Annotated in this window: 11 protein-coding genes; 9 read left to right on the top strand and 2 right to left on the bottom strand. The window is 68.5% G+C overall.

The window, feature by feature from the left end; all coding sequences use genetic code 11:
- Window positions 1-94: 94 nt before the first annotated feature.
- A complete protein-coding gene (locus FBY35_RS30640) occupies window positions 95-3,049 on the top strand; it encodes a beta-N-acetylglucosaminidase domain-containing protein (RefSeq protein WP_142217191.1) in 2,955 nt (984 codons plus the stop codon).
- A 93-nt stretch (window positions 3,050-3,142) separates the two neighbouring features.
- Here the strand turns inward: FBY35_RS30640 and FBY35_RS30645 are convergent, their stop codons facing one another.
- Window positions 3,143-3,679, bottom strand: a complete 537-nt coding sequence (locus tag FBY35_RS30645; RefSeq protein ID WP_142217192.1) for an HNH endonuclease — start codon at window positions 3,677-3,679, stop codon at window positions 3,143-3,145.
- A 248-nt stretch (window positions 3,680-3,927) separates the two neighbouring features.
- Here FBY35_RS30645 and FBY35_RS30650 point away from each other — a divergent pair, with 248 nt between their 5' ends.
- Together FBY35_RS30650 and FBY35_RS30655 are read left to right on the top strand one after the other, a co-directional pair.
- Window positions 3,928-4,992, top strand: coding sequence for a mechanosensitive ion channel family protein (locus FBY35_RS30650; RefSeq protein ID WP_142217193.1), 1,065 nt, complete (start codon window positions 3,928-3,930; stop codon window positions 4,990-4,992).
- 163 nt (window positions 4,993-5,155) lie between these two features.
- Window positions 5,156-6,502, top strand: coding sequence for a Fic family protein (locus FBY35_RS30655; protein ID WP_142217194.1), 1,347 nt, complete (start codon window positions 5,156-5,158; stop codon window positions 6,500-6,502).
- Window positions 6,503-6,583: 81 nt separating this feature from the next.
- Here FBY35_RS30655 and FBY35_RS30660 read toward each other — a convergent pair whose 3' ends face one another.
- A complete protein-coding gene (locus FBY35_RS30660) occupies window positions 6,584-8,440 on the bottom strand; it encodes a LamG domain-containing protein (protein ID WP_160159355.1) in 1,857 nt (618 codons plus the stop codon).
- Window positions 8,441-8,738: 298 nt separating this feature from the next.
- On the opposite strand from FBY35_RS30660, the gene FBY35_RS30665 reads away from it, so the two are divergent.
- The 6 genes from FBY35_RS30665 to FBY35_RS30690 all read left to right on the top strand — a co-directional run bounded on the left by FBY35_RS30665 (window position 8,739) and on the right by FBY35_RS30690 (window position 22,057).
- Window positions 8,739-9,935 carry a helix-turn-helix domain-containing protein gene (locus FBY35_RS30665; RefSeq protein ID WP_142217196.1) on the top strand — a complete coding sequence of 399 codons (1,197 nt, stop codon included), beginning with the start codon at window positions 8,739-8,741 and terminating at the stop codon, window positions 9,933-9,935.
- Window positions 9,936-10,071: 136 nt separating this feature from the next.
- Window positions 10,072-10,380: a hypothetical protein gene (locus FBY35_RS30670; protein ID WP_186357106.1), complete on the top strand. Its 309-nt coding sequence runs from the start codon at window positions 10,072-10,074 to the stop codon at window positions 10,378-10,380.
- Window positions 10,380-10,724, top strand: coding sequence for a hypothetical protein (locus tag FBY35_RS30675; protein ID WP_142217197.1), 345 nt, complete (start codon window positions 10,380-10,382; stop codon window positions 10,722-10,724). The genes FBY35_RS30670 and FBY35_RS30675 overlap by 1 nt, the downstream gene beginning before the upstream one ends.
- Window positions 10,725-11,319: 595 nt before the next feature.
- Window positions 11,320-14,988, top strand: a complete 3,669-nt coding sequence (locus FBY35_RS30680) for a LamG domain-containing protein (RefSeq protein WP_142217198.1) — start codon at window positions 11,320-11,322, stop codon at window positions 14,986-14,988.
- Between the two features lie 231 nt (window positions 14,989-15,219).
- A complete protein-coding gene (locus FBY35_RS30685) occupies window positions 15,220-21,612 on the top strand; it encodes an RHS repeat-associated core domain-containing protein (RefSeq protein ID WP_260848864.1) in 6,393 nt (2,130 codons plus the stop codon).
- Window positions 21,599-22,057 carry a hypothetical protein gene (locus FBY35_RS30690; protein WP_142217200.1) on the top strand — a complete coding sequence of 153 codons (459 nt, stop codon included), beginning with the start codon at window positions 21,599-21,601 and terminating at the stop codon, window positions 22,055-22,057. Before FBY35_RS30685 ends, FBY35_RS30690 begins: the two co-directional genes overlap by 14 nt.
- Window positions 22,058-22,145: the final 88 nt, after the last annotated feature.

Here is a 22,145-nt window from a genome sequence, read left to right on the forward strand (position 1 = left end):
GCATTGACACCCTCAGTACGGGGGTGGTGGGCTCGAAACCAACCGGAACGAGACCGGATCGAGACCGGAGCTACGGCGAGACGAGGGGGCGGGCGTGCGGCTCACGCGCAGGAGGCGCACCGCGACAGCCGTCGCGGTCGCTGTCATCGGCAGCCTGCTCGGCGGCGCGCACGGCGCGGTCGCGGCCCCCGACGATCCCGGCTCCCCCGTGGGCACCGCCCAGGACCCCGAGGGCGAGGCGGCGCTTCCCGCGGTATGGCCGCGCCCGCAGACGATGCGCGCGGCCGGCCCGTCCGTACCGCTCGGCGACGAGGCGACCGTCGTCGCGGACCGTGTCGCCGATCCGTACGCCGTCCAGCGCCTGAAGGAGCTGCTGCACGAGTCCGGCGTCAGGACCGTGCACGGTGAGCTGCCCGGCCGCGGACCCGTCATACGCATGGGCGGGAGCGGCGCGCAGGACGCACTGCGCGCCCTGCGGGCACGCGAACGCGCCGATCTCCCCTCCGGCGGCTACCGGATCGCCGTCGGCCGGGTGCAGGGCCGCGACACGATCGCGCTCGACGGCGTCGGCGACGACGCTCTCTTCCACGGCGTGCAGACGCTGCGGCAGCTCGTCAGGGACAGGACCGTCGCCGGAGTGCTCGTCCGCGACTGGCCGGGCACGGCCGTACGCGGCATGACGGAGGGTTTCTACGGCCGGCCGTGGAGCCATCAACAGCGGCTGGCACAGCTGGACTTCATGGGGCGCACCAAGCAGAACCGCTATCTGTACGCGCCCGGCGACGACCCCTTCCGGCAGGCCCGCTGGCGCGAACCGTATCCGGCCGGCCAACGAGCCCAGTTCCGTGAACTCGCCGAGCGTGCCCGGCAGAACCACGTCGTGCTCGCCTGGGCCGTCGCACCCGCGCAGGAGATGTGTCTGGCCGACGGCGGCGACATCAAGGCGCTGACCCGCAAGATCGACGCGATGTGGGCTCTGGGTGTACGCGCCTTCCAGCTGCAGTTCCAGGACGTCAGCTACAGCGAGTGGCACTGCGGCAAGGACGCGGACACCTTCGGCTCGGGACCGCAGGCGGCTGCGAGGGCTCAGGCGCGGGTCGCGGGCGCGGTGGCGGCGCATCTCGCGGACCGGCATCCGGGCGCGGAGCCGCTGTCCCTGATGCCGACGGAGTTCTACCAGGACGGGGCCACCGACTACCGGCGCGCTCTCGCCGACGAGCTGGACGGCCGGGTCCAGGTGGCGTGGACGGGCGTCGGCGTGGTGCCCCGCACCATCACCGGAAGCGAACTGGTAGGTGCCCGCACTGTGTTCAGGCACCCGCTCGTCACCATGGACAACTACCCGGTCAACGACTACGCCCAGGACCGCATATTCCTCGGCCCCTACACGGGCCGCGAGCCCGCCGTCGCGACCGGCTCCGCAGCCCTGCTCGCCAACGCGATGGAGCAGGCGTCCGCCTCCCGAATCCCGCTGTTCACCGCCGCCGACTACGCATGGAACCCGAAGGGCTACCGACCCCAGGAGTCCTGGAAAGCCGCCATCAACGATCTCGCGGGCGGTGACGGAAGGACTCGCGAGGCGCTGACCGCGCTGGCCGCGAACCACTCCTCCTCGATCCTCAGCCCCACCGAGTCTGGCTATCTGCAACCGCTGCTGAAGGAGTTCTGGCGCTCGCGCACGACGAGGGACACGGCGGCCAGGGACCGGGCGGCGGCCGAGCTGCGCGCCGCGTTCACGGTGATGCGCGAGGCCCCGCAACGGCTGAAGCAGTCGGCTGACGGGCGCCTCGACGACGAGATACGGCCGTGGCTCGATCAGCTGGCGCGCTACGGCCGCGCGGGCGAGCTCTCCGTCGACATGCTCCAGGCTCAGGCACGCGGCGCCGGCGAGACGGCCTGGCGGGCCTCGCTCGACCTGGAGCCGCTGCGTACGGAACTGAGGGCGAGCCGGGCGACCGTCGGCAAGGGCGTCCTCACCCCCTTCCTGGACCGGGCCGCGAAGGAGTCGGCGGCGTGGACGGGCTCGGACCGTTTCAAGGAGACGGCCGGCGAGGACACGGTGTGGCTGGTCCGGACGCGGCCCGTCGTGGCCGTGACCGCGATGACGGAGCCGTCCGCGGGCGCGGGATCAGGCGGCGCGGGATCCGTCGGCGCGGGCGCGGGATCCGGCAGCCTGGAAGCACACGTTCCGGGCGAGGGCTGGCGCCTGCTCGGCCCGCTCTCGGCGAGCGGCTGGACCCAGGCGGACGCCAAGGGCCTGCGGGTGGACGGGGTACGGATCACGTCCGCCGGGGAGCGGCCCGTCACCGTGCGGTCCGTGGTGCCCTGGTTCGCGGACGAGCCCCTTGCGGGCCTCGATCTCGTACGCGGCGAGGCCGACGCCGAGATCGGCGGCGGCCCCCAGAAAGCCGGGGTCCAGCTGACCGCGCGCCGCCCGGCCGAGGTGCGCGGCACGCTCACGGCGAAGGCCCCGCCGGGCATCAAGGTGACGGTGCCGAAGGAGACGACGGTGCCGCGGGGGCTGGGGACGACCGTGCCGGTCGAGGTCACCGTCCCGGAGGGCACACCGGCCGGGGAGTACCAGGTGCCGCTGTCCTTCGCGGGCGAGGAGCGCACCCTGACGGTGCGCGCCTTCCCCCGCACCGGGGGCCCCGACCTGGCGCGGGCCGCCGGTACCCTCGCGTCCTCGTCCGGCGACGAGACGGCCGACTTCCCGGCGGCCTCGGCGATCGACGGCGACCCGAAGACCCGCTGGTCCTCACCCCCCGAGGACGGCGCCTGGTGGCAGCTGGAACTGGCCCGTCCGGCGCGGGTCGGCCGGGTCGTCCTGCACTGGCAGGACGCGTACGCGACGAGGTACCGCATCCAGGTCTCGGCCGACGGCCGCACCTGGCGCTCGGCGGCGACGGTGGGCGACGGCAGGGGCGGGCGCGAAACGGTCCGCATGGACAGCCGCGACACCCGCTTCGTCCGGGTCCAGGGCGAGGCGCGGGCGACACAGTACGGCTACTCACTGTGGTCGGTGGAGGCGTACGCGGTAGCGGAGTAGGGCCGCCCCAGAACCTAAGGGCGCAGGACCGCGCGATCCAGCGCCCTTTCGCCGACGAACCAGCGCCCTTCCGCCAACAAAAAGGACCCGTTCTCAGGCAGAGATGCCGTCGATCCGGGCCATCGCGTCGTCCGCGCCGTACGGCTGCAGGTAGGGCAGCCAGCGCGGGTCCCTATGCCCGGTCCCGATGATGCGCCACGCGAGCCCGCTCGGCGGGGCGGGGTGCTGGTGCAGCCGCCACCCCAGCTCGCGCAGATGCCGGTCGGCCTTGACGTGGTTGCAGCGGCGGCAGGCCGCCACCACGTTGTCCCAGGCGTGCTGTCCCCCACGGCTGCGCGGAATGACATGGTCGACGCTGGTTGCGACGCCACCGCAGTACATGCAGCGCCCGCCGTCGCGGGCGAAGAGTGCTTTGCGGGTGAGAGGAACGGGCCCCCGGTAGGGGACCCGCACGAACCGCTTCAGCCGTACGACGCTGGGTGCGGCGATGACACGGGTCGCGCTGTGCATGAAGGCGCCGGATTCCTCGAGGCAGAGAGCCTTGTTCTCCAGGACGAGGATGAGCGCGCGGCGAAGCGGTACGACGCCGAGCGGCTCGTACGACGCGTTGAGGACCAGAACGTGCGGCACGGTGGATGCCTCCTTGTACGCCGGCGGCGCGTGGCTCGCGCCGGGACGATCTGCTCTTCAGTGTCTCCTCATGCCAGGTCCGAGCGCCACCACGTACAGGTAACGGGCTCGAGGTGTTTTGAACCACATGCCATCGACCAGTTCATCCCCGGGTGAGCCTCGTCTCTCCCTCGAACACCGCAACGGAGCACACCGGATGCCCCGTTAGGGTGGTTGGTCTGCCACCGCAATGCCTGGAGGTTCCCCTCGTGCCCCTTTCCGTCCTACTGGCCACCGGCCCGTCTACCGAGCCGGGCTCGCTCGACGAGGCCGCCAAGCAGGCAGGAGATGCCGCGGGCTACGTGGAACAGAACTGGTCCACGTGGCTGAACACCGGCCTGCGTATCGCCCTGATCCTGCTGGTCGCGCTGGTGCTGCGGCTGCTGCTGCGCCGCGCCCTGACCAAGCTGATCGAGCGGATGAACCGCTCCGCCCAGGCCGTGGAGGGCACAGCCCTCGGGGGCCTGCTGGTCAACGCCGAGCGCCGCCGTCAGCGCTCCGAGGCCATCGGATCCGTGCTCCGCTCGGTCTCCTCTTTTGTGATTCTCGGCACTGCGGGCCTGATGATCCTGGGTGCTTTCAAGATCGACCTGGCACCGCTGCTGGCATCGGCGGGCGTCGCGGGCGTCGCGATCGGCTTCGGCGCGCGCAATCTGGTCACCGACTTCCTCTCCGGCGTCTTCATGATCATGGAGGACCAGTACGGAGTCGGGGACAGCATCGACGCGGGCGTCGCCTCGGGAGAGGTGATCGAGGTGGGCCTGCGCGTCACCAAGCTGCGCGGCGACAACGGCGAGATCTGGTACGTCCGCAACGGCGAGATCAAGCGCATCGGCAACCTCAGCCAGGGCTGGGCGACGGCCGCGGTGGACGTCGTGGTCCGCCCGACCGAGGACCTGAACCACATCCGCTCGGTGATCAGCGAGGTCGCGGAGGAACTGGCGAAGTCGGAGCCGTGGAACGAGCGCCTGTGGGGCCCGGTCGAGGTGCTGGGCCTGAACGAGGTCCTGCTGGACTCGATGACGGTCCGGGTCTCGGCGAAGACGATGCCGGGCAAGGCGCTCGCGGTGGAACGCGAGCTGCGCTGGCGCATCAAGCAGGCCTTCGACACGGCGGGCATCCGCATCGTGGGCGGCCTCCCGCCGGTGCCGGAGGAAACGGCGACGACGGACCCGACGGCGGGGATGGCGGCACCTTCGGCGTACGCGTCGACGACGTCACCGCAGTCGATGGCGGCGACACCGATCGGGCCGCAGGCGAACATGTCGAAGTAGCGGTACGTAGAAAGAGGGCCTTGCCGTCCGGCAGGGCCCTCTTCTATGCCCGGATCCTTGAGGCGAAGTACCAACCTGGGAGCACCTGGGACCTACCAAGTACTAATCTGGGAGAAACTAGTAGATCATTGGTAGATGCCCGACACTCACGGAGGGCCCCTTCATGAAGCGTCCCATGCCGCCCCCAGACGCGGATGCCCTGATCGCGGCTGCCCTCCAGGCCGGCCCCAGCGCGCTGTCCCAGATCCTTCAGAAGCCGGGGGCCGGCCCCGCGGACCCCTACCTGCCCTGGGACCGGCTCAGGCACAAGACTCCGCCTCCGGGCCTCACCCACGAGGAGTGGTGGACCGGCATCAAGTTCACCCGCCGCCAGATGCAACGGGAACTGCCGCTGACTGACGCATCGGGCAGGCCATTCACCTTCGCGCTGCCCGATGTGGTGCTCGCAACACTGGAAGCGGTGGGCCGGGACACGGCCGGACAGATCTCCATCGAAGAACCTGTGGCGAACCCGGCGACTCGCGACCGCTACCTCATCAGCTCCCTCATCGAGGAAGCCATCAACTCCAGCCAGCTGGAAGGCGCGTCCACCACCCGCCGCGTGGCCAAGGAGATGCTTCGCGCGGGACGTCGCCCCCGCGACCGCGACGAGTTGATGATCTACAACAACTACCAAGCCATGCGCATGATCGGCGAGCTGCGGGACGCCCCGCTGACACCGGAGCTGATCTGCGAGATCCACCGAGTCGTCACCGACGGCACCCTCGACAACCCCGGCGCGTCGGGCCGTTTCCAGCTTCCGGGCGAGGAACGCATCGGCGTCTTCTCGGACACAGGCGTGCTGCTCCACACTCCGCCTGCCGCGACAGCCCTGCCCGAGAGGGTCGAGCGGCTCTGCCACTTCGCCAACGGTGAGCTGGGCGACGGCTACATCCCGCCCGTCCTGCGCGCCATCACCCTGCATTTCATGATCGGCTACGACCACCCCTTCGAGGACGGGAACGGCCGCACCGCCCGGGCTCTCTTCTACTGGTCGATGCTCAATCAGGGGTACTGGCTCACGGAGTTCGTCGCTATCTCCCCCATCCTCAAGAGCGCACCGGTGAAGTACGCGCTCAGCTATTTGCACACCGAGGACGACGAGAACGACCTGACGTACTTCCATCTCCATCAACTGGAGGTGCTCCGGCACTCCGTCACGCGACTGCACGAGTACCTGGGCAGAAAGACCCACGAGATGCGGGACTTGCAGCGCAAGATCACCAACGCCCCCACGACGTTCAACCACCGGCAGGTCGCGCTCCTCAATCACGCCTTGAAGAACCCGGACGCGGCGGTCACCATCCGCTCGCACGCCGGAGCGCACAACGTCGCGTACGAAACGGCCCGCCAGGACCTGACCGGCCTGGAACCGGGCGGCCTGCTGATCAAGCACCGTGCGGGCAAAGCATTCACGTGGACCGCGGCAACGGACCTGGAGTCCAGGCTGCACGCGCTGATGCCGTCCTGACGAGAGCCCCTGCCCGGCGGCGAGACATAGAACGGGGCCCTGCCGCCTGGCAGGAGCCCCGATCCATGTCCCGTGGCTCCCTCAGGGCAGTTCGGTAGCAAGCCCATCCGCGGACAACGCACCGCTCCAGATACGCAGTCGGTCCAGGCTGCCGGGGATGTAGTGGGCCAGGGTGCCGCCGTCGACGCCGCGGCCCACGGCCAGTTCACCCGTGCCCTGCGCCTGCGACGTGAGTCCCGCATGCGGGCTTGTCACCTGCTGGGTGCTTCCGATGAAGAGCCTGAGCCTGCCGGACGCGTCCGGATCACCAGGGGTGGTCGCTGCCGCGTCGAAGATGCCGGTCAGATCGATCGGGGTGTCGAAGTCCCCCATCACGTCGTCGGCCTGGACCTCGACTCGCTCGGTGACGTTGCCGGCCGCGTCCACAGCTGTCCGCACAAAGCTCCACGCGGAGACGTCGGTGTCGAACTTGGTGAGGACGAGCGCCCAGGACGACTCGCCCTCGAGCTTCTGGCCGGCCACGATTCCGCGGTAACCGATCGGCTTGGCCGCCCACTCGGCACTGTCCACACGCACCCGGGCCGACACCGTGAACGAACCGGTCTCGTCCACCGCCGGACCAGCGGCTGCGGCGTAGCCCTGCACTCCGTCGAGGGCAAGCATGCTCTGCCCCGCCTCGTCCGCCCGGAGCTGTGCCCCCGCTGCCGACAGGGCGAGGGCGGGTCGGCCGTAGCCGCTGACGTCCTTGATCTCACTCCCAACGGCGGGCCCGGCGTTCCAGTCCGCCACGAGCGCGGTGGCGGGCCCGCCCTCGGTCTCGAGTTGCGACACCTCGCGAACATCCACCGGCCTGAGCGCCCGCTGCCAGACGGCCACTTCGTCGACATAGCCGTGGAAGTAGCCCTGGTACCTGCCGTCAGCCCTGGTCCGGCCGATCTGAAGGCCCTTGGCGGACGACCACGGCTCGTACGCCGCAGCCTGGGCGGAGAGATTCACCGGCTGGCCCTGGGGGCGGCCGTTGACGAACAGTTGGACGGTGTCGTTCGTCTTGTCCGTGTCCCTCTTGGTGTCGAACACCCCTGCCAGGTGCGTCCAGACGCCGCCCGGCGGGTTCGCCGCATCACCGTAGGAGACGATGTCCGCCGTGCCGTCGGCGTCCTGAGCGCCACGGCCGAAGGCCCACTTCTTGTGCTCGGCGGAGTAGCGCAGGTTGAATGCCGCTTCGCGCGCCCCGGGAGCCGAGAGCACAACCTGATCGGACCTCGTATCGGCGAGATATGCCCAGGCGGAGACGGTGAACGACCCCTTGGTATCGACAGGCGGTTCGGCCGTCGCCGCGTACGCCTTCCCCTTGTCCGGGTTGGTGCTGTTCAGGCTGAGCGAATAGTCACCCCTACCGCGCCGTGCCCGGTCCGACCATGTCGCGCCACCCTTGAGCGTCGCGTCATGGCGCTCCGTGCCCTCGGTGGCGGAGTCCTTCGTGGTGGTCACCGCCGGGTCCGTAGGACGGTCGGCGAACTGCCACTGCCCGACCGCGCCCGAGGCCGGCTTCACCTTGAACGCGAAGTAGGCGGGTGTGCCCCACCGACCACCCCAGTCCTTGGCCTGCACTTCCAGAACCTGAGGACCGTCAACGTTCGGCACCACGGCGTACGGCGCCGGCTCGGCCCCACTGACCTCTGTGGCTCCGAACTCGCTCTGCAACCTCACGCGGTAGCCCGTGACATCCGTGCTCCCCGTCTCCGCATCGATGTCCGCCACGTTGGGCCGAAACGTAAACATCCCGGCCAGCCCGGGCTCGCCCTGCCCGACGCAGTCATTCGCCGTGCACTCGGTGTAGGGCCCGTTGCTGGTGATCCGCGGCGCCAGGGGCACCGGGTCGTCCTCCACGCCAAAGGCCGGAGTCGAAACCACTCCTGCCATCAATGCGGCACCCACCAGAACGCTCCATGGGCGAGCGCGTCTCCATCTGCCTGCAGGCATGACTGATCCCCTCCAAGGGCCTCCCCAGACCCTTCGTAGAACGGACAACTGTTTGAGTCCGTCGGCGAACCTTAACCCCGGGACAGCGGCCTTGATCGATTAGATGGTTCGACTAAGTCGGGCGAGTGCCTCGCGGTCAATCTCCCGGGGCGGATGGCCACAAGGCCCGGAGACGCAGCGATCAACGTTCGGCGGATCGGGGGCCGGCTTTCGGGGGTACGGTTTTGAGTGTTGCCGCAGAACGGAGTTCATCGTGCCGCAGAGCATTGACGAGCACACCGGCGCTCGGATCGCCCGCATCCGCAAGCAACGGGGCCTGCTGCAACAGGGGCTGGCTCTGCGTGCCAACGTCTCCAAATCCCTGCTGTCGAAGGTCGAGTGCGGGCAGAAGCCTGCGTCCCCGGCTCTCATCGCGGCCTGCGCTCGCGCGTTGGGTGTCACCACGTCCGATCTGTTGGGCCAGCCTTACGCCGAAGAGCTGCGCCGCGACCGCATGGATGCGCTGATACAGCCGATCCGTGAGGGTATGGAGAATTGGGATGTCGCCCTCGAATGGGAGACGGCGCCCCGTCCGTCTGCGCTCATCCGAGCCGATGTCCAACGAGTTCTCGTCCAGCGCCGTCAGGCGCAGTACACGGACATGGTGCGCGACTTGCCGAGCCTGATCGACGAGTCAGTCCAGGCAGTTCACACCAGCACCGGGGAGGAGCAGCGGCAGGCATACGAGTGCCTGGCGGGAGCCTTCCGCTGTGTGTTCACCGTGGCGTGGAAGTTCGGTTTCATCGACCTCGCCACGGTCGCGCTGGACCGGTTGGCGTGGACCGCGCCGCATGCTGATGAGCCGGGCCTGGTGGCCATGTACTCCTTCCTCCGCGCACAGACCACGTTGTCCTCTGGACGGTACGACGTCGGCATGCGCGTAGTCGACCGGGCCCTGCGGGATCTTGACGGTCAGGACGCCCGGCGTCCGGCGGGCCTGTCGGCTATGCGAGGCATGCTGCACCTTCGGGCGGCGGTGATCGCAGGCCGCGCGAAGGACCGGGACCATGCGGAGATTCGACTCGCCGAGGCCCGCGCTCTCGCCGCGGAGACCGGTGAGCTGCCCGACTACGGCGTCACCTGGGGGCCGACAAACGTCGGGGTCCACGCTGTGGCCATGGCATCGGAGATGGACGAATTCGGCCTGGCCATCGAACTAGCCAAGGATGTACGGATTCCGCGTGACTGGACCCGTTCCCGGGCCGGGCACCACTGGATGGACCTTGGCAGGGCGCACACCTGGGCAGGGCACCCGGACCAGGCACTCGACTGCCTGCAGCGCGCCCGACGCATCGCGCCGCAGCAGACGCGCTACCACCCCACCGTGCGGGAGACGGTGCTGGCCCTCAAGCGGCGCGAACGGGCTCGCAACGGCTCGCTGACCGAGTACGCGGAGTGGGTGGGGGTCTAGCACCTCACGGCGCATGGGAGATGCACAGTTCGGTGCAACTCACCTGCGCTGCCGGTCGGCAGGCTGACCACCAGTCCGTACCCCGCGACCGCTCGACCGGTCCGGGGCTTGGCCAACGCCGATTGGAGGCGTCGACATGCCGCACCGTATCGCCCATATCTTCGAGCCGCTGCTGTGGTTCATCTTGCCCATTCAGGGTCGCCATCGCAGATCAAACCGCCGATCCATCAGGGACCACATGGACGCCCCGGCCGAGGGCCTGCCGCGCGTGCCCGTTTGGCCGTTACGGGGTGAGGAGATCGGGATCGTCCGCCCTTACGTTGTAGTGCGCAAGCTGCGGGAGGCTCGCTGGAAGCGGGCTCGGCGGCGTGCACAACTGTGGCTGGCGGTGCAAGGCATCGATATCGGTCCCCGGCTGATCCACGGAGTCGAGGTGACCGCGTGATGAGCCTGATTGACGAGGTACGTCTCTTGCCGTGGACGGGGCCGGAGGGAAAGCCGTGCTATCTCTCCGGTGATGGCGTCGGATTCATGTCGCGCCTCGCCGACAACGTGGAGGCGGCTCAACTCGGCCTGGCCGGTGATCTCATCGAGGAAGCGCAGCAGGTCCTTGCCGAGCGGGCGTGGACGCCTGGGGAACTTCACCTGCTGGCCATGCAGTTGACCGAGGCGCTGGTGAATGTGCACCGGATCGCACAGAGCCAGGGAGCACGTCTGCCCGCACCCGCCTACGAAGAGCCCAATGCCATCGACGACGAGGAGGACTTGATGGCCAATCCGCGCGACTGACCTGCCAATAGCGGCCCCCCAGGCCGAGGCACTGGCCGTACTCGCGCCAACCGTCCGGCGCCGTCGGTGCGGCCGGTGAGCGGTTACGCGTCGCCGCTCAAGTGTGCTGTCTCATGAGATCTGCGCGCTGACGAGGCGCAAGGCTTGCTTTGCCAAGGCGCGGACTTCCTTACGGGCAGGGGTCTGCCGCTCCGGCGTGAGGCGACGCCATCGGCAGCCGATCTCCGTTCGACACGCGGCCAGTTGACGGGTGGGGTGGTGCAGGTGCGTGGTGGGCGGATCGATCGCTGGCGAGTAGTCAGGAACGCGAAGTTTCTGGAGATCGGTGGATCTTGGTCGTGACGCCGTCTACCAGGAGGTTCTTCGGTGGCGGTTCATCAGCCCAACCAGCGGGTTACCGGCAAGCTGACAAGAGCTCAGTGTGATGCGCGACACCATTGACCAACATGATCAATCCACACATGATCCTCACAGCTGTAATGAAAAGTTAAAGGGGATGGGTGGGGGCGTGTTTACGCAAAATCGGAGGCGCCGCTGGCGCCAGGCGGTGCGGAGCGGGGCGATAGCGGTCACGCTCCTGGGGGGTGGGGTTCCGATGGTCGGGGGCGGGGCGACTCCGGCGCTCGCCGATGACGGGGCGACCTCGGTAGCGGCTGACAAGACTCCGGAGTCGGAGGCGAGTGCTCTCGCGGCGAAGACTGGCAAGCGGGTGGCCGTGGACACGGCGACCACCGAGTCGTCGCAGGTCTTCGCCAATCCGGACGGCACCTTCACGCAGGAGACGAACGCGGCTCCGGTCCGTGCCCGGAAGGACGACGGCGCCTGGGCACCCATCGACACGACCCTCGTGCGCGATGCCGACGGCTCCGTACGGGCGAAGAACACGACGGCGGATCTCACCTTCTCGGGCGGCGGCAGCGGGAAGGGCCTGGTCACGCTGCAGGACGAGGGGCAGGAGCTGAAGCTCGGCTGGCCCACCGCGCTCCCCAAGCCCGGACTCGACGGCGACACCGCAACCTACGCCGGAGTCCTCCCGGACGTCGATCTGAAGCTGACCGCGCTGAGCACCGGCTACACCTCAGTGCTCGTGGTCAAGACTGCAGAGGCGGCGAAGAACCCGGCGCTCGCGACGATCAGGATGTCCGTCTCCGGGGTCGGCCTGGACATCGCCCCGACGGCTGACGGGGGTTTCGTCGCGCGCGACGGCGACGGCACCCCGGTCTTCGAGAGCCCGGCGGGGCGAATGTGGGACTCGGCCGGTGACACCCCGGCCGCGACCGGCGTCACCACGCAACTCGCCCGCACTGCTTCTTCGACAGAGGCAGAGGCCGAGGGTGAGCCGGAGACGACGGAGGCGGCCCCACTGCCCGCAGCCGAGGGCGAACCGATCCCTTCGGAGGGTCCTGGCAGCGGTGACGCGGAGGCCGAGCTCCCGCTCAGGGTCACCGACACCACCCTGGAGATCACGCCCGATCCGGCCCTGCTCCACGGCGAGGACACCGTCTTCCCGCTCTACATCGACCCGCCGACCAAGGGCATCGCGCTGGGCGACTGGACCGCTCTCGCCTCTAACGGCACCAAGTACTGGGAGTTCAGCGGGGACAAGGGCGTGGGGCGCTGCTCCAACTACGCCGGCTACCTCTGCTCCAGCAGCCCGTACACCCAGCGCATGTACTTCGAGTACCCGCTGTCGTCGATCCACGGCAAGAAGGTCCTGGACGCGACGCTTGAGGTGTACCAGGTGTGGACTTTCACCTGCGATCCGCACTGGTATGACCTGACCCGCGTGGACAAGGGCATCTCCTCCAGCACCACCTGGTCGACCCGCCCCACGGGGGTGGACCTGATGGGCGACCGGAATGTCGCTTACGGGCGGGGCACCTTGTGCAGCCCTTCTCAGCCGGCGGACTGGGTGCGCTTCAGCGACAACGTCTCCGGCGGGGAGACCAACGAGAACCTGACGACCACCCTCGCGTCCTACGCCGCTAACAAGCAGGCTGAGATCACCTTTTCGCTGACCGCGCATGACGAGTCCGACGCCGCCGCTTGGGCACGGTTCCGCAATGACGCGAAGCTGTCGGTGACGTACATCTCGTACCCCTCGGCGCCGACCGAGGCGAAGGTCCAGGACGGCACGAGCGGCAAGGCGTGCGGGACTTCCACCGTGCCGCAGGTCACCGGCGACACCACCCCGAAGGTGTATGGCACGGTGCAGTCGGTGGACGGATCGCAGGCGCAACTGCGTGCGATGTTCGAGATCTGGAAGGCGGACGGCTCCAGCCGTGCCTGGTGGGCGATCTCTCCCGACGGCGCCTGGGTGGCGGACAACGCGGTGCGTGACGCCACGTCCTCCGCGCTCGCCCCGCAGACGGACTACAAACTGCGGGCCAAGACACAGGCGTACTACATGACTGACCGTGGTGTGTCAGGAGTTCTTGACTCAGCCTGGTCCTCTTGGTGCTACTTCCGGGTGGACACCGATTCCCCGCCGCCTCCGGTGCTGTCCAGCTCGGACGGCCGCTACCAGCCTGCTGAGACGGGCCAGGGATCGGATGGTGTGGGTGTGACGGGCGAGTTCCTGTTCACGCCGGCTGACACAGACCCCGCTGTGGCTGGCATCCAGTCGGACGTCGTCAGCTACAAGTGGCGCCTGAACAGCGGCGAGGTGTCCGCGCCGATCACCGTTCCGAAGGGCACGGCCGGAAAGGCGAACATCACTCCGAACCAGGTCGGTGAGAACACCATCCAGGTCTGGGGCTACGACGCGGCCGGCCACAGCTCGCTCACCGGCTACTACAGCTTTCTCGTCAACGCTGGTGCGAAGCCCTCGGGTGTGTGGCACTTCGACGGCAACGGCAACGATTCCACGACCACAGCCACGCCCCATCCGCTGTCCAACGGATCAGGGGCCTCGTACAACGCTCCCGGCCGTGGAGGACCGGCTTCGCTGAAGCTGGACGGCACCACGGGCTATGCCCAGTCGTCGGGGCCGGTGGTGGACACGACCAAGTCGTTCAGCGTCTCCGCCTGGGTCCGGCTCTCGGACGTCTCCCGCAGCCAGACCGTTATCTCTCAGCAAGCCACTACGCTGTCGGGTTTCGCGCTGCACTACTCGGCCACAAGCAAGCGTTTCGCCTTCTCCCGCTACAACAGTGATGTCGCTACCCCGACGGCGAGCCGCTCTACCTCCCTCGCTGCCCCTGGGGCAGGGGTGTGGACCCACCTCACCGGTGTTTACGACGCTGTGGGCCAGACAGTGCAGCTGTATGTGAACGGCCGTCCCCAGGGAGCGCCTGTGGCCTTCACCACGCCCTGGGCGGCGACCGGACCGCTCCAGATCGGCAGGTTCCACAACAGTGTTGGCTACGTCGAGTACTTCAACGGGCTCATCGACGAGGTCCACGTCTGGTCCCGGGTCCTCGCTGATGCGGAGGTCGTCCAGGACGCCCGCTTCGAGGACGAGGACCTCAGCGACGGCAGTTCCGGCGATCCGGTGCCGGCGCTCGTCGCCAAGTGGGATGCCACCGACACGGTGAACGCGACCGGCACCACGATCAAGGACAACACCAGCGGCTTCGGCCGCGATCTGAACCTCAGCGGGGCAACGCTGGCCCAGATCACGACCGGTGCAGACCCGGACACCGGCGAGACCGGCACGACCAGGCAGACGATGCAGCTGAACGGCACAAGCGCCTATGCCTCGGCGACCGGACCGATCGTGGACGACACCGGCTCGTTCACGGCGACCGCCTGGGTGACGCTGGACCCCGCCAAGTTCGCCGACACCACCAAGTCGTACGCGGTGCAGGTGTTCGGGCAGTCCGGGGCGACCCAGTCTTCATGGGGCGTTTGGTACGAGCAGCCGGCCGGGAGCAGTCAGGGGCGCTGGACCTTCGGCCGCCCGGACAAGGACGGCACCGGTGCGATCTGGACGAAGAACGAGTCCGACGCAGTCAACGCTGCTCAACTCAACGGCGCTCCCGTCATGCTGACGGTCGTGTACGACGCGCAGACGGCAGTCGACACCCCCAGCGGCCCGATGCTCGGTTCGCTCATCCTCTACGTCGACAGCGCACGCATGGGCGCCGAGGACGGCGTGTCCTTCCCGGCTCCATGGCAGGGCAGTGGGGCATTCGAGGTCGGCCGGGCGAAGATCGACGGGGTTGCCACGCGCTACTTCCCCGGAACGGTCGACAGCGTCCGCGTCTGGTCCGGCGCTACGCCCACCAGCGTGATCGCCGACCGCTGGAATACCGAGCAGTAGTCAGCTCCCGGGTGGCCGGGCGGGACCTCCGCCCGGCCACCCGGCCTCTCCGCACCTTCCAGATCTCCGCTCCGGAATCGGCCCTGCCCCCGGAGCGGCTCCTGCCCATTCTCGAATCCAGGGAATCACGTGTCCCCATCCCCCTTCCGCACACGCTTGCCAGGGGCTGCCGTACGCCGCTGGCTCGGCCGCGGCGCACTGGTCGCCTCACTTTCTCTTCTGCCTCAGGTCGTGGCTCCGTCGGGCTACGACTTCGCCGCGCAGGCCAAGTCCGCGGCGGCCCGCAAGCCACTGGAGGACAGGCCCGACGCGAAGATCGACAAGGTGGGCGTGCTCAAGTCCGGCACGTCCAAGGCCCCGAAGGACAAAGCCGCTCCCGCTTCCACCCAGACCCGTGAGCGGCTGAAGAAGGCCGCATGGCCGAAGGCCGGGAAGTCCACTGCCGCCGTCTCGGCGACCGGCGCGGCCTCCGTCACCGTCGGTGGGCTCGGCGTGAAGCTGACCCAGGAGCCCGCCGCCCCGGCACCCAAGTCGGCGAAGAACAAGGTGGCGGCCAAGGCCACCGGTCCGGCCGAGAAGGTGGTGCTCAGCGTCCACGCCCAGTCGGCCGCGAGGAAGGCGGGCGTCAACGGCGTTCTCCTCACCGTCGATCCGGCCGGTGCCGCAAAGGATTCCACCGGCGACACCGACAAGCTCCGGGTCTCCCTGGACTACTCCTCCTTCAACGACGTCTACGGCGGCAACTTCGGCCCCCGTCTGCGCCTGGTCACGCTCCCGGCGTGTGCGCTGACCACCCCTCAGAAGAAGGTGTGCCGCACCCAGACCCCGGTGGCCGGCGCGGACAACGACGCGGAGTCCCAGACCCTGACGGGCACGGTCTCCGCCCGCTCCCTCTCAGCAGGCACTCCGATGCTGCTAGCAGCGGCGGCCGGCAGTTCGGGCGGCGGAAGCGACTACAGCGCCACCCCGCTGTCCCCGACCGCGACCTGGGAGGCCGGCGGCAGCACGGGTGACTTCACCTGGAACTACCCGCTGCGGGTTCCCCCGGCGACGGCCGGCCCGTCCCCGAACCTCTCGATCTCCTACAGCTCCGGGTCGGTGGACGGCCGCACGGCCGGGGAGAACAACCAGACTTCGGTGATCGGCGAGGGCTTCTCGATGACCGAGTCCTACGTCGAGCGCAAGTACGCCTCCTGCAAGGACGACGGCCAGGCCGGCAAGGGCGACCAGTGCTGGAAGTACGCCAACGCCACCCTCGTCCTCAACGGCAAAGCCGTCGAACTGGTCAACACCTGCGCGGACAAGACCGCCTGCGACACCGCCGCCCTGTCCCAGGCGTCCGGCGGCAGTTGGAAGGTGAAGAATGAAGACGGCTCCCGCGTCGAGCACCTGACCGGTGCCACCGGCAACGGGGACGACAACACCGAGTACTGGAAGGTCACGGACGCCTCCGGCACCCAGTACTTCTTCGGCAAGCACCGCCTGCCCGGCTGGAGCGACAAGGGCACTACCGACACCGCCGACGACGACCCGGTCACCAACTCGGTGTGGACGCTGCCGGTCTTCGGTGACGACTCCGGCGAGCCCTGCTACAAGTCCACCGGTTTCGCCGACTCCTTCTGTACGCAGGCGTGGCGCTGGAACCTGGACTACGTCGTGGACACCCACGGCAACGCCTCCACGTACTGGTACAGCAAGGAGACGAACTACTACTCCAAGAACGCCGACACCACCGTCAACGGCACCGCCTACATCCGGGGCGGCTACCTCAACCGCATCGACTACGGCCTGCGCAGCGATCTGCTCTACAGCAAGCCCGCCGCGCAGCAGGTCCGCTTCACCTACGCCGAGCGCTGCCTGACCTCGTGCACGAGCCTGACGTCGACGACGAAGGCCAACTGGCCCGACGTGCCTTTCGACATGATCTGCGCGTCCGGCACCAAGTGCACCACGCAGATCGGCCCGTCCTTCTTCACCCGCAAGCGCCTCACCGACGTCACCACCTCGGTGTGGACGGGCACCGGCACCACCCAGCGGGATGTGGACACCTGGCACCTGGAGCAGGACTTCCCCGACACCGGTGACGCCTCCTCGCCGAGCCTGTGGCTGAAGTCCATCCAGAACACCGGCAAGGCCAACACCACCGCGGCCGCGATGCCGCCGATCGTCTTCGGCGGCATCCAGCTGTCCAACCACGTCGAGGGCAGCGGTCCGGACACCCTGCGCTACATCAAGTGGCGCGTGCGCACCATCAAGACCGAGACCGGCTCGACCCTCACCGTCAACTACTCCGACCCCGACTGCATCTGGGGTTCGAGCATGCCGGCGAACCTCGACAAGAACACCCGCCGCTGCTACCCGGTCAAGTGGTCCCAGTCCGGGGCGACCCCGGTCACCGACTGGTTCCACAAGTACGTGGTCACGTCCACCTTCCAGGACGACCCCTACGGCCACGGCGACACCGGCGAGACGTACTACGACTACCAGGGCGGCGCCGGCTGGGGCTACGCCGACGACGAGGGCCTGACCAAGGCGTCCAACCGCACCTGGTCTCAGTGGCGCGGCTATGGCAAGGTCGTGCAGACCTCCGGCGACTCCGAGGGCCCGCGCAGCAAGAAGCAGACGCTCTACATGCGCGGCCTGAACGGCGAGAAGGAACTCGACGGCACCGCACGGGTGGAGAAGGTCACCGACTCCACCGGCACCGCCATTGACGACTCCCGCCAGTACGCCGGCTTCGTCCGCGAGACCATCGTCTACAACGGCGCCGAAGAAGTCAGCGGCACCATCAACACCCCGTGGTCCTACAAGACCGGCAGCCACGCATACAGCTGGGGCACCACCGAGTCCTGGATCGTCCAGGCCGGCGAGACCACCACCCGCACCAAAATCTCCACTGGTACCCGCACGGTCAAGCAGACGACCACCTACGACACCACGTACGGCATGCCGCTCACCGTGGAGGACAGCGGCGACACCGGCAAGACCGGCGACGAGACCTGCACCCGCACCAGCTACGCCCGCAACACCTCGGCCTGGCTGGTGAACAAGGTCAGCCGCGTCGAGGTCTACTCCGTCGGCTGCACGGCCATTCCGACGGCCCCCGGCGACGTCGTCTCCGATGTCACCACGGCCTACGACGGCCAGGCGGTCGGCGTGGCGCCCACCAAGGGCGAGATCACCGCCTCCTACCGGGTCGCCAGCTACGACCAGGTGACCAAGGCACCCGTCTACCAGCAGGTCTCCAGCTCCACCTTCGACAAGCTGGGCCGCCCGCTCACAGCGACCAACGCCCTGGGCCGCACAGTCAAGACCACCTACGTCCCCGACGACACCGGCTACGGCCCGCTGACGTCCAAGACCACCACCGACCCCAAGCTGTACTCCTCCACCACCGTGGTGGATCCGGCCTGGGGCACGGCCACCAAGACCACCGACGCCAACGGCAACGTCACCGAGTGGTCCCTGGACGCGCTTGGCCGTGTGCGCTCGGTCTGGAAGCCGGACCGCTCCCGCGCGCTCGGCGACGCGGCCACCCTGGTCTACGCGTACAGCATCAACAACGACAAGGAGACTTGGGTCCGCACCGACGCCCTCAAGGCGGACGGACAGACCTACAACAGCTCCTACGAGATCTTCGACGGGCTGCTGCGGTCCCGCCAGAAGCAGGTCCCCGCGCCGAACGGCGGCCGGGTGATCTCCGAGAGCCTTTACGACGACCGGGGTTTGGCGTACATCGCCAACGAGCAGGTCCACGACAACCTCGCCCCGTCGGGCACCCTGGCCAACACGTACCCCGGCTCCGTCCCCGCCTCCACCGAGACGGTCTACGACGCCGTCGGCCGCGCCACCGAATCGATCTTCCGGGTATACGACCAGGAGAAGTGGCGCACCAGGACCGAGTACCAGGGGGACCGCACCGCCGTCACCGCCGCCGCGGGCGGCACCGGCACCCTGAGCATCACCGACGCCCGCGGCCGAATCACCGAGCGCCGCGAGTACGGCGGCCCCGTCCCAACCGGCACGGACTACACCCGCACCCTCTTCGAGCACGACCCGTCAGGCCGGCTGACGAAGATGACGGGTACGGACAACGCCGTCTGGTCGTACGGCTACGACCTGCGCGGCCGCAAGACCACCTCCACCGACCCCGACAAGGGGACCGTCACCACCACCTACAACGACGCCGACCAGCCGGTGACCACCACCACGACCCTGGAGCAGATCACCCGCACGCTGATCACCGACTACGACGAGCTCGGTCGCAAGATCGGCACCTGGGACGGGGCGAAGGACAACGCCCACCAGCTCACCAAGTTCACCTACGACTCCCTCGCCAAAGGACAGGTGACCGCGGCCATCCGGTACGTAGGCGGCACCACCGGCAAGATCTACTCCCAGGTCGTCACCGGCTACGACAGCCTCGGCCGCCCCAAGGGCACCAAGACCGTCATCGCCGCCACTGACCCCCTGGTCGCCGCGGGCGCGCCGCAGACGTTCACCACCTCCTCCGTCTACAACAGGGACGGCACCGTCCAGTCGACCTCGATGCCTGCGGTGGCCGGCCTGCCCGCGGAAACCGTGGCCAACAGCTACAACGGCCTCGGCATGCTCACCGGCACCGACGGCATGACGGACTACGTCCAGAACATCGGCTACTCCCCGTACGGTGAGATCGAGGAGACCCGCCTGGGCACCTCCACCGGTGCCAAGCAGCTCCAGATCCTCAACCGCTACGAGGACGGCACCCGCCGCCTGTCCAACATGCACACCGTCGACCAGACCAACGCCGGTTACACGAGCGACGTCGACTACGTCTACGACGCCACCGGCAATGTCAAGTCGATCACCGACGGCGCGAGCGGCAAGGACACCCAGTGCTTCGACTACGACGGCTACCGCCGCCTGACCGAGGCCTGGACCCCGTCCTCCAACGACTGCGCCACCTCCCGCTCGGCGTCCACCCTCGGTGGCCCGGCCCCGTACTGGACCAGCTGGGCCTACAAGCCCGGCGGCCTGCGCGACACCCAGACCGAGCACAAGGCCACCGGTGACACCACGACCACCTACGGCTACCCCGCCGTCAACGCCACCGGCGCCGGCCAGCCCCACAGCCTGACCTCGCTCACCGTCGACGGCGGCACCGCCAAGTCCCTGACGTACGACGAGCAGGGCAACACCACCAAGCGCTACAGCCCCACCGGCACAGCACAGAGCCTCACCTGGGACATCGAAGGAGAACTCACCCGCCTCACCGAAGGCACCAAGACCACCGACTACCTCAATGACGCCAACGGCAACCTCCTGATCCGCCGCGGCATCGGCCAGACCGTCCTCTACCTGGCCGGTCAGGAACTCCACTACGACACGGCCGCCAACAAGTTCACCGCCCAGCGCTACTACCCGGCCGGTGACGTCACCGCCGTCCGCACCGAGACCGGTCTGTCCTGGATGGTCGACGACCACCACGGCACCGCCTCGATGACGGTGGACGCCACCACCCAAGCCGTCACCCGCCGCTACACCAAGCCCTTCGGCGAGACCCGCGGCGAGAGCCCCTCGGCCTGGCCCGACGACAAGGGCTTCCTCGGCAAACCCGCCGATGCCGACACCGGACTCACCCACATCGGCGCCCGCGAGTACGACCCGGCCACCGGACGCTTCCTCTCCGTCGACCCGGTCCTGGTTCCTGAGGACCACCAGTCCATGAACGGCTACGCCTACGCCAACAACACGCCCGTTACCAAGACCGACCCCACCGGCCTGCGGCCCATCACGGACTGCGAACGCGGGTGCAGCGACGGCAAGGGCGGCACCTACCACGACTACATGACGATGGGCCCGAACGGGACGTGGGTCTACCACTCCACCCAGACCTATACGACCAAGGTCCCGGGCACCTCCAACACGTACATCAGCGCCACGGTGACCACCCGCGCCGGCCGGACGACCTCCGTCGACGTCGCCGTCTTCAAGAAGCCGAGCTTCAAGAAGGGGCCAAACCCCGAGCCGGAGCGCAAGGAGGGCAAGAAGAGCAAGGTCATGGACCTCTCCGCCCAAGAGCTGGTCATGTTGTGGGCGAAGGGCGGACCGTCCGAGATCACCCTGCCGCCGGACGGCGAGTTCGTCCGGCAGCTGCGCACGGAGGACCACTTCCGGTCCTTCATCCGCAAGATGCAGGGCATGATCAAGGACGGCGTGTACACGGCGAAGGGATCGTTCGACAAGTCGCACGCCGACCGCAGCGACAGCGAGAAGATCTGGGAAGGCCTCACGGACTTCACCGGGTTCCTCACCGAGGGCATCTACGGGGCCAGCCCCGCGAGCATGGCGCTCGGTTCCTACAACCTCGACTACGAGCTGCTCGGGGTGGCCTGCGAGCCGCCCAGGACGGACTCGGAGTGGGACCACGGAGCCCTGGTCGGCCAGGCGAAGGTGTCGATCTCCAACACCATGACGGTAGCCTCGGCGACGCGCAGCCTCTCGGACGACGGATACAAGAACGGCAGCTCCAATCCGGTCATGAAGGCGGGCTCGGAAGTCGCGAAGCAGATCTGGCCCGACGGTCAGACGGACATCACCGTGAAGATCAACTGGATCGAGGAAATCTATGTGCCGTACTAGGAGAGGCAGACGGGTCCTTTCCGCCGCCGCCGTCTCCGCCGTCCTCGTCACGGGACTGTCCGCCTGCGAGGAGGAAGAAAAACTCCCCGTCCCCACGGGAAGCCAGATCGTCGGCTCCTGGAGCAACCCCGGAGGCGACCGGTTCACCTTCGAGAAGGGCGGGACGGGCACCATCTCGGCAGGAGCCCAGCTCCAGCTGAGCAGCCTGATGGAGAAGTCCGACACCAAGGCGGAATGCCCGTTCTCCTGGGGCGTGGACACCGTGCCCGCAGGAGGCAGCAAGTGGATCTCCGTCACCTTCGCGGCGGGGCAGTGCGGATCGGAGCCGGGTGAGTTCGGCCTGTACTACTACTACGACGAGGATTCCGGGGCTCTTCGGCTGTCACCGGCTGTGGAGTTCCCGAAACCCGACGAGATCTACGCCCGCTCGAAGGCGACCGCGTAACGAATGATCGGGGGTCACCGCTCCCCGGTGACCCCCACCCTTCGGCGGGGAGACGGCCTTCCGTCGCCCCGCCGAAGCGTCCCCTATC

The organism is Streptomyces sp. SLBN-118 (assembly GCF_006715635.1).
GTDB lineage: Bacteria > Actinomycetota > Actinomycetes > Streptomycetales > Streptomycetaceae > Streptomyces.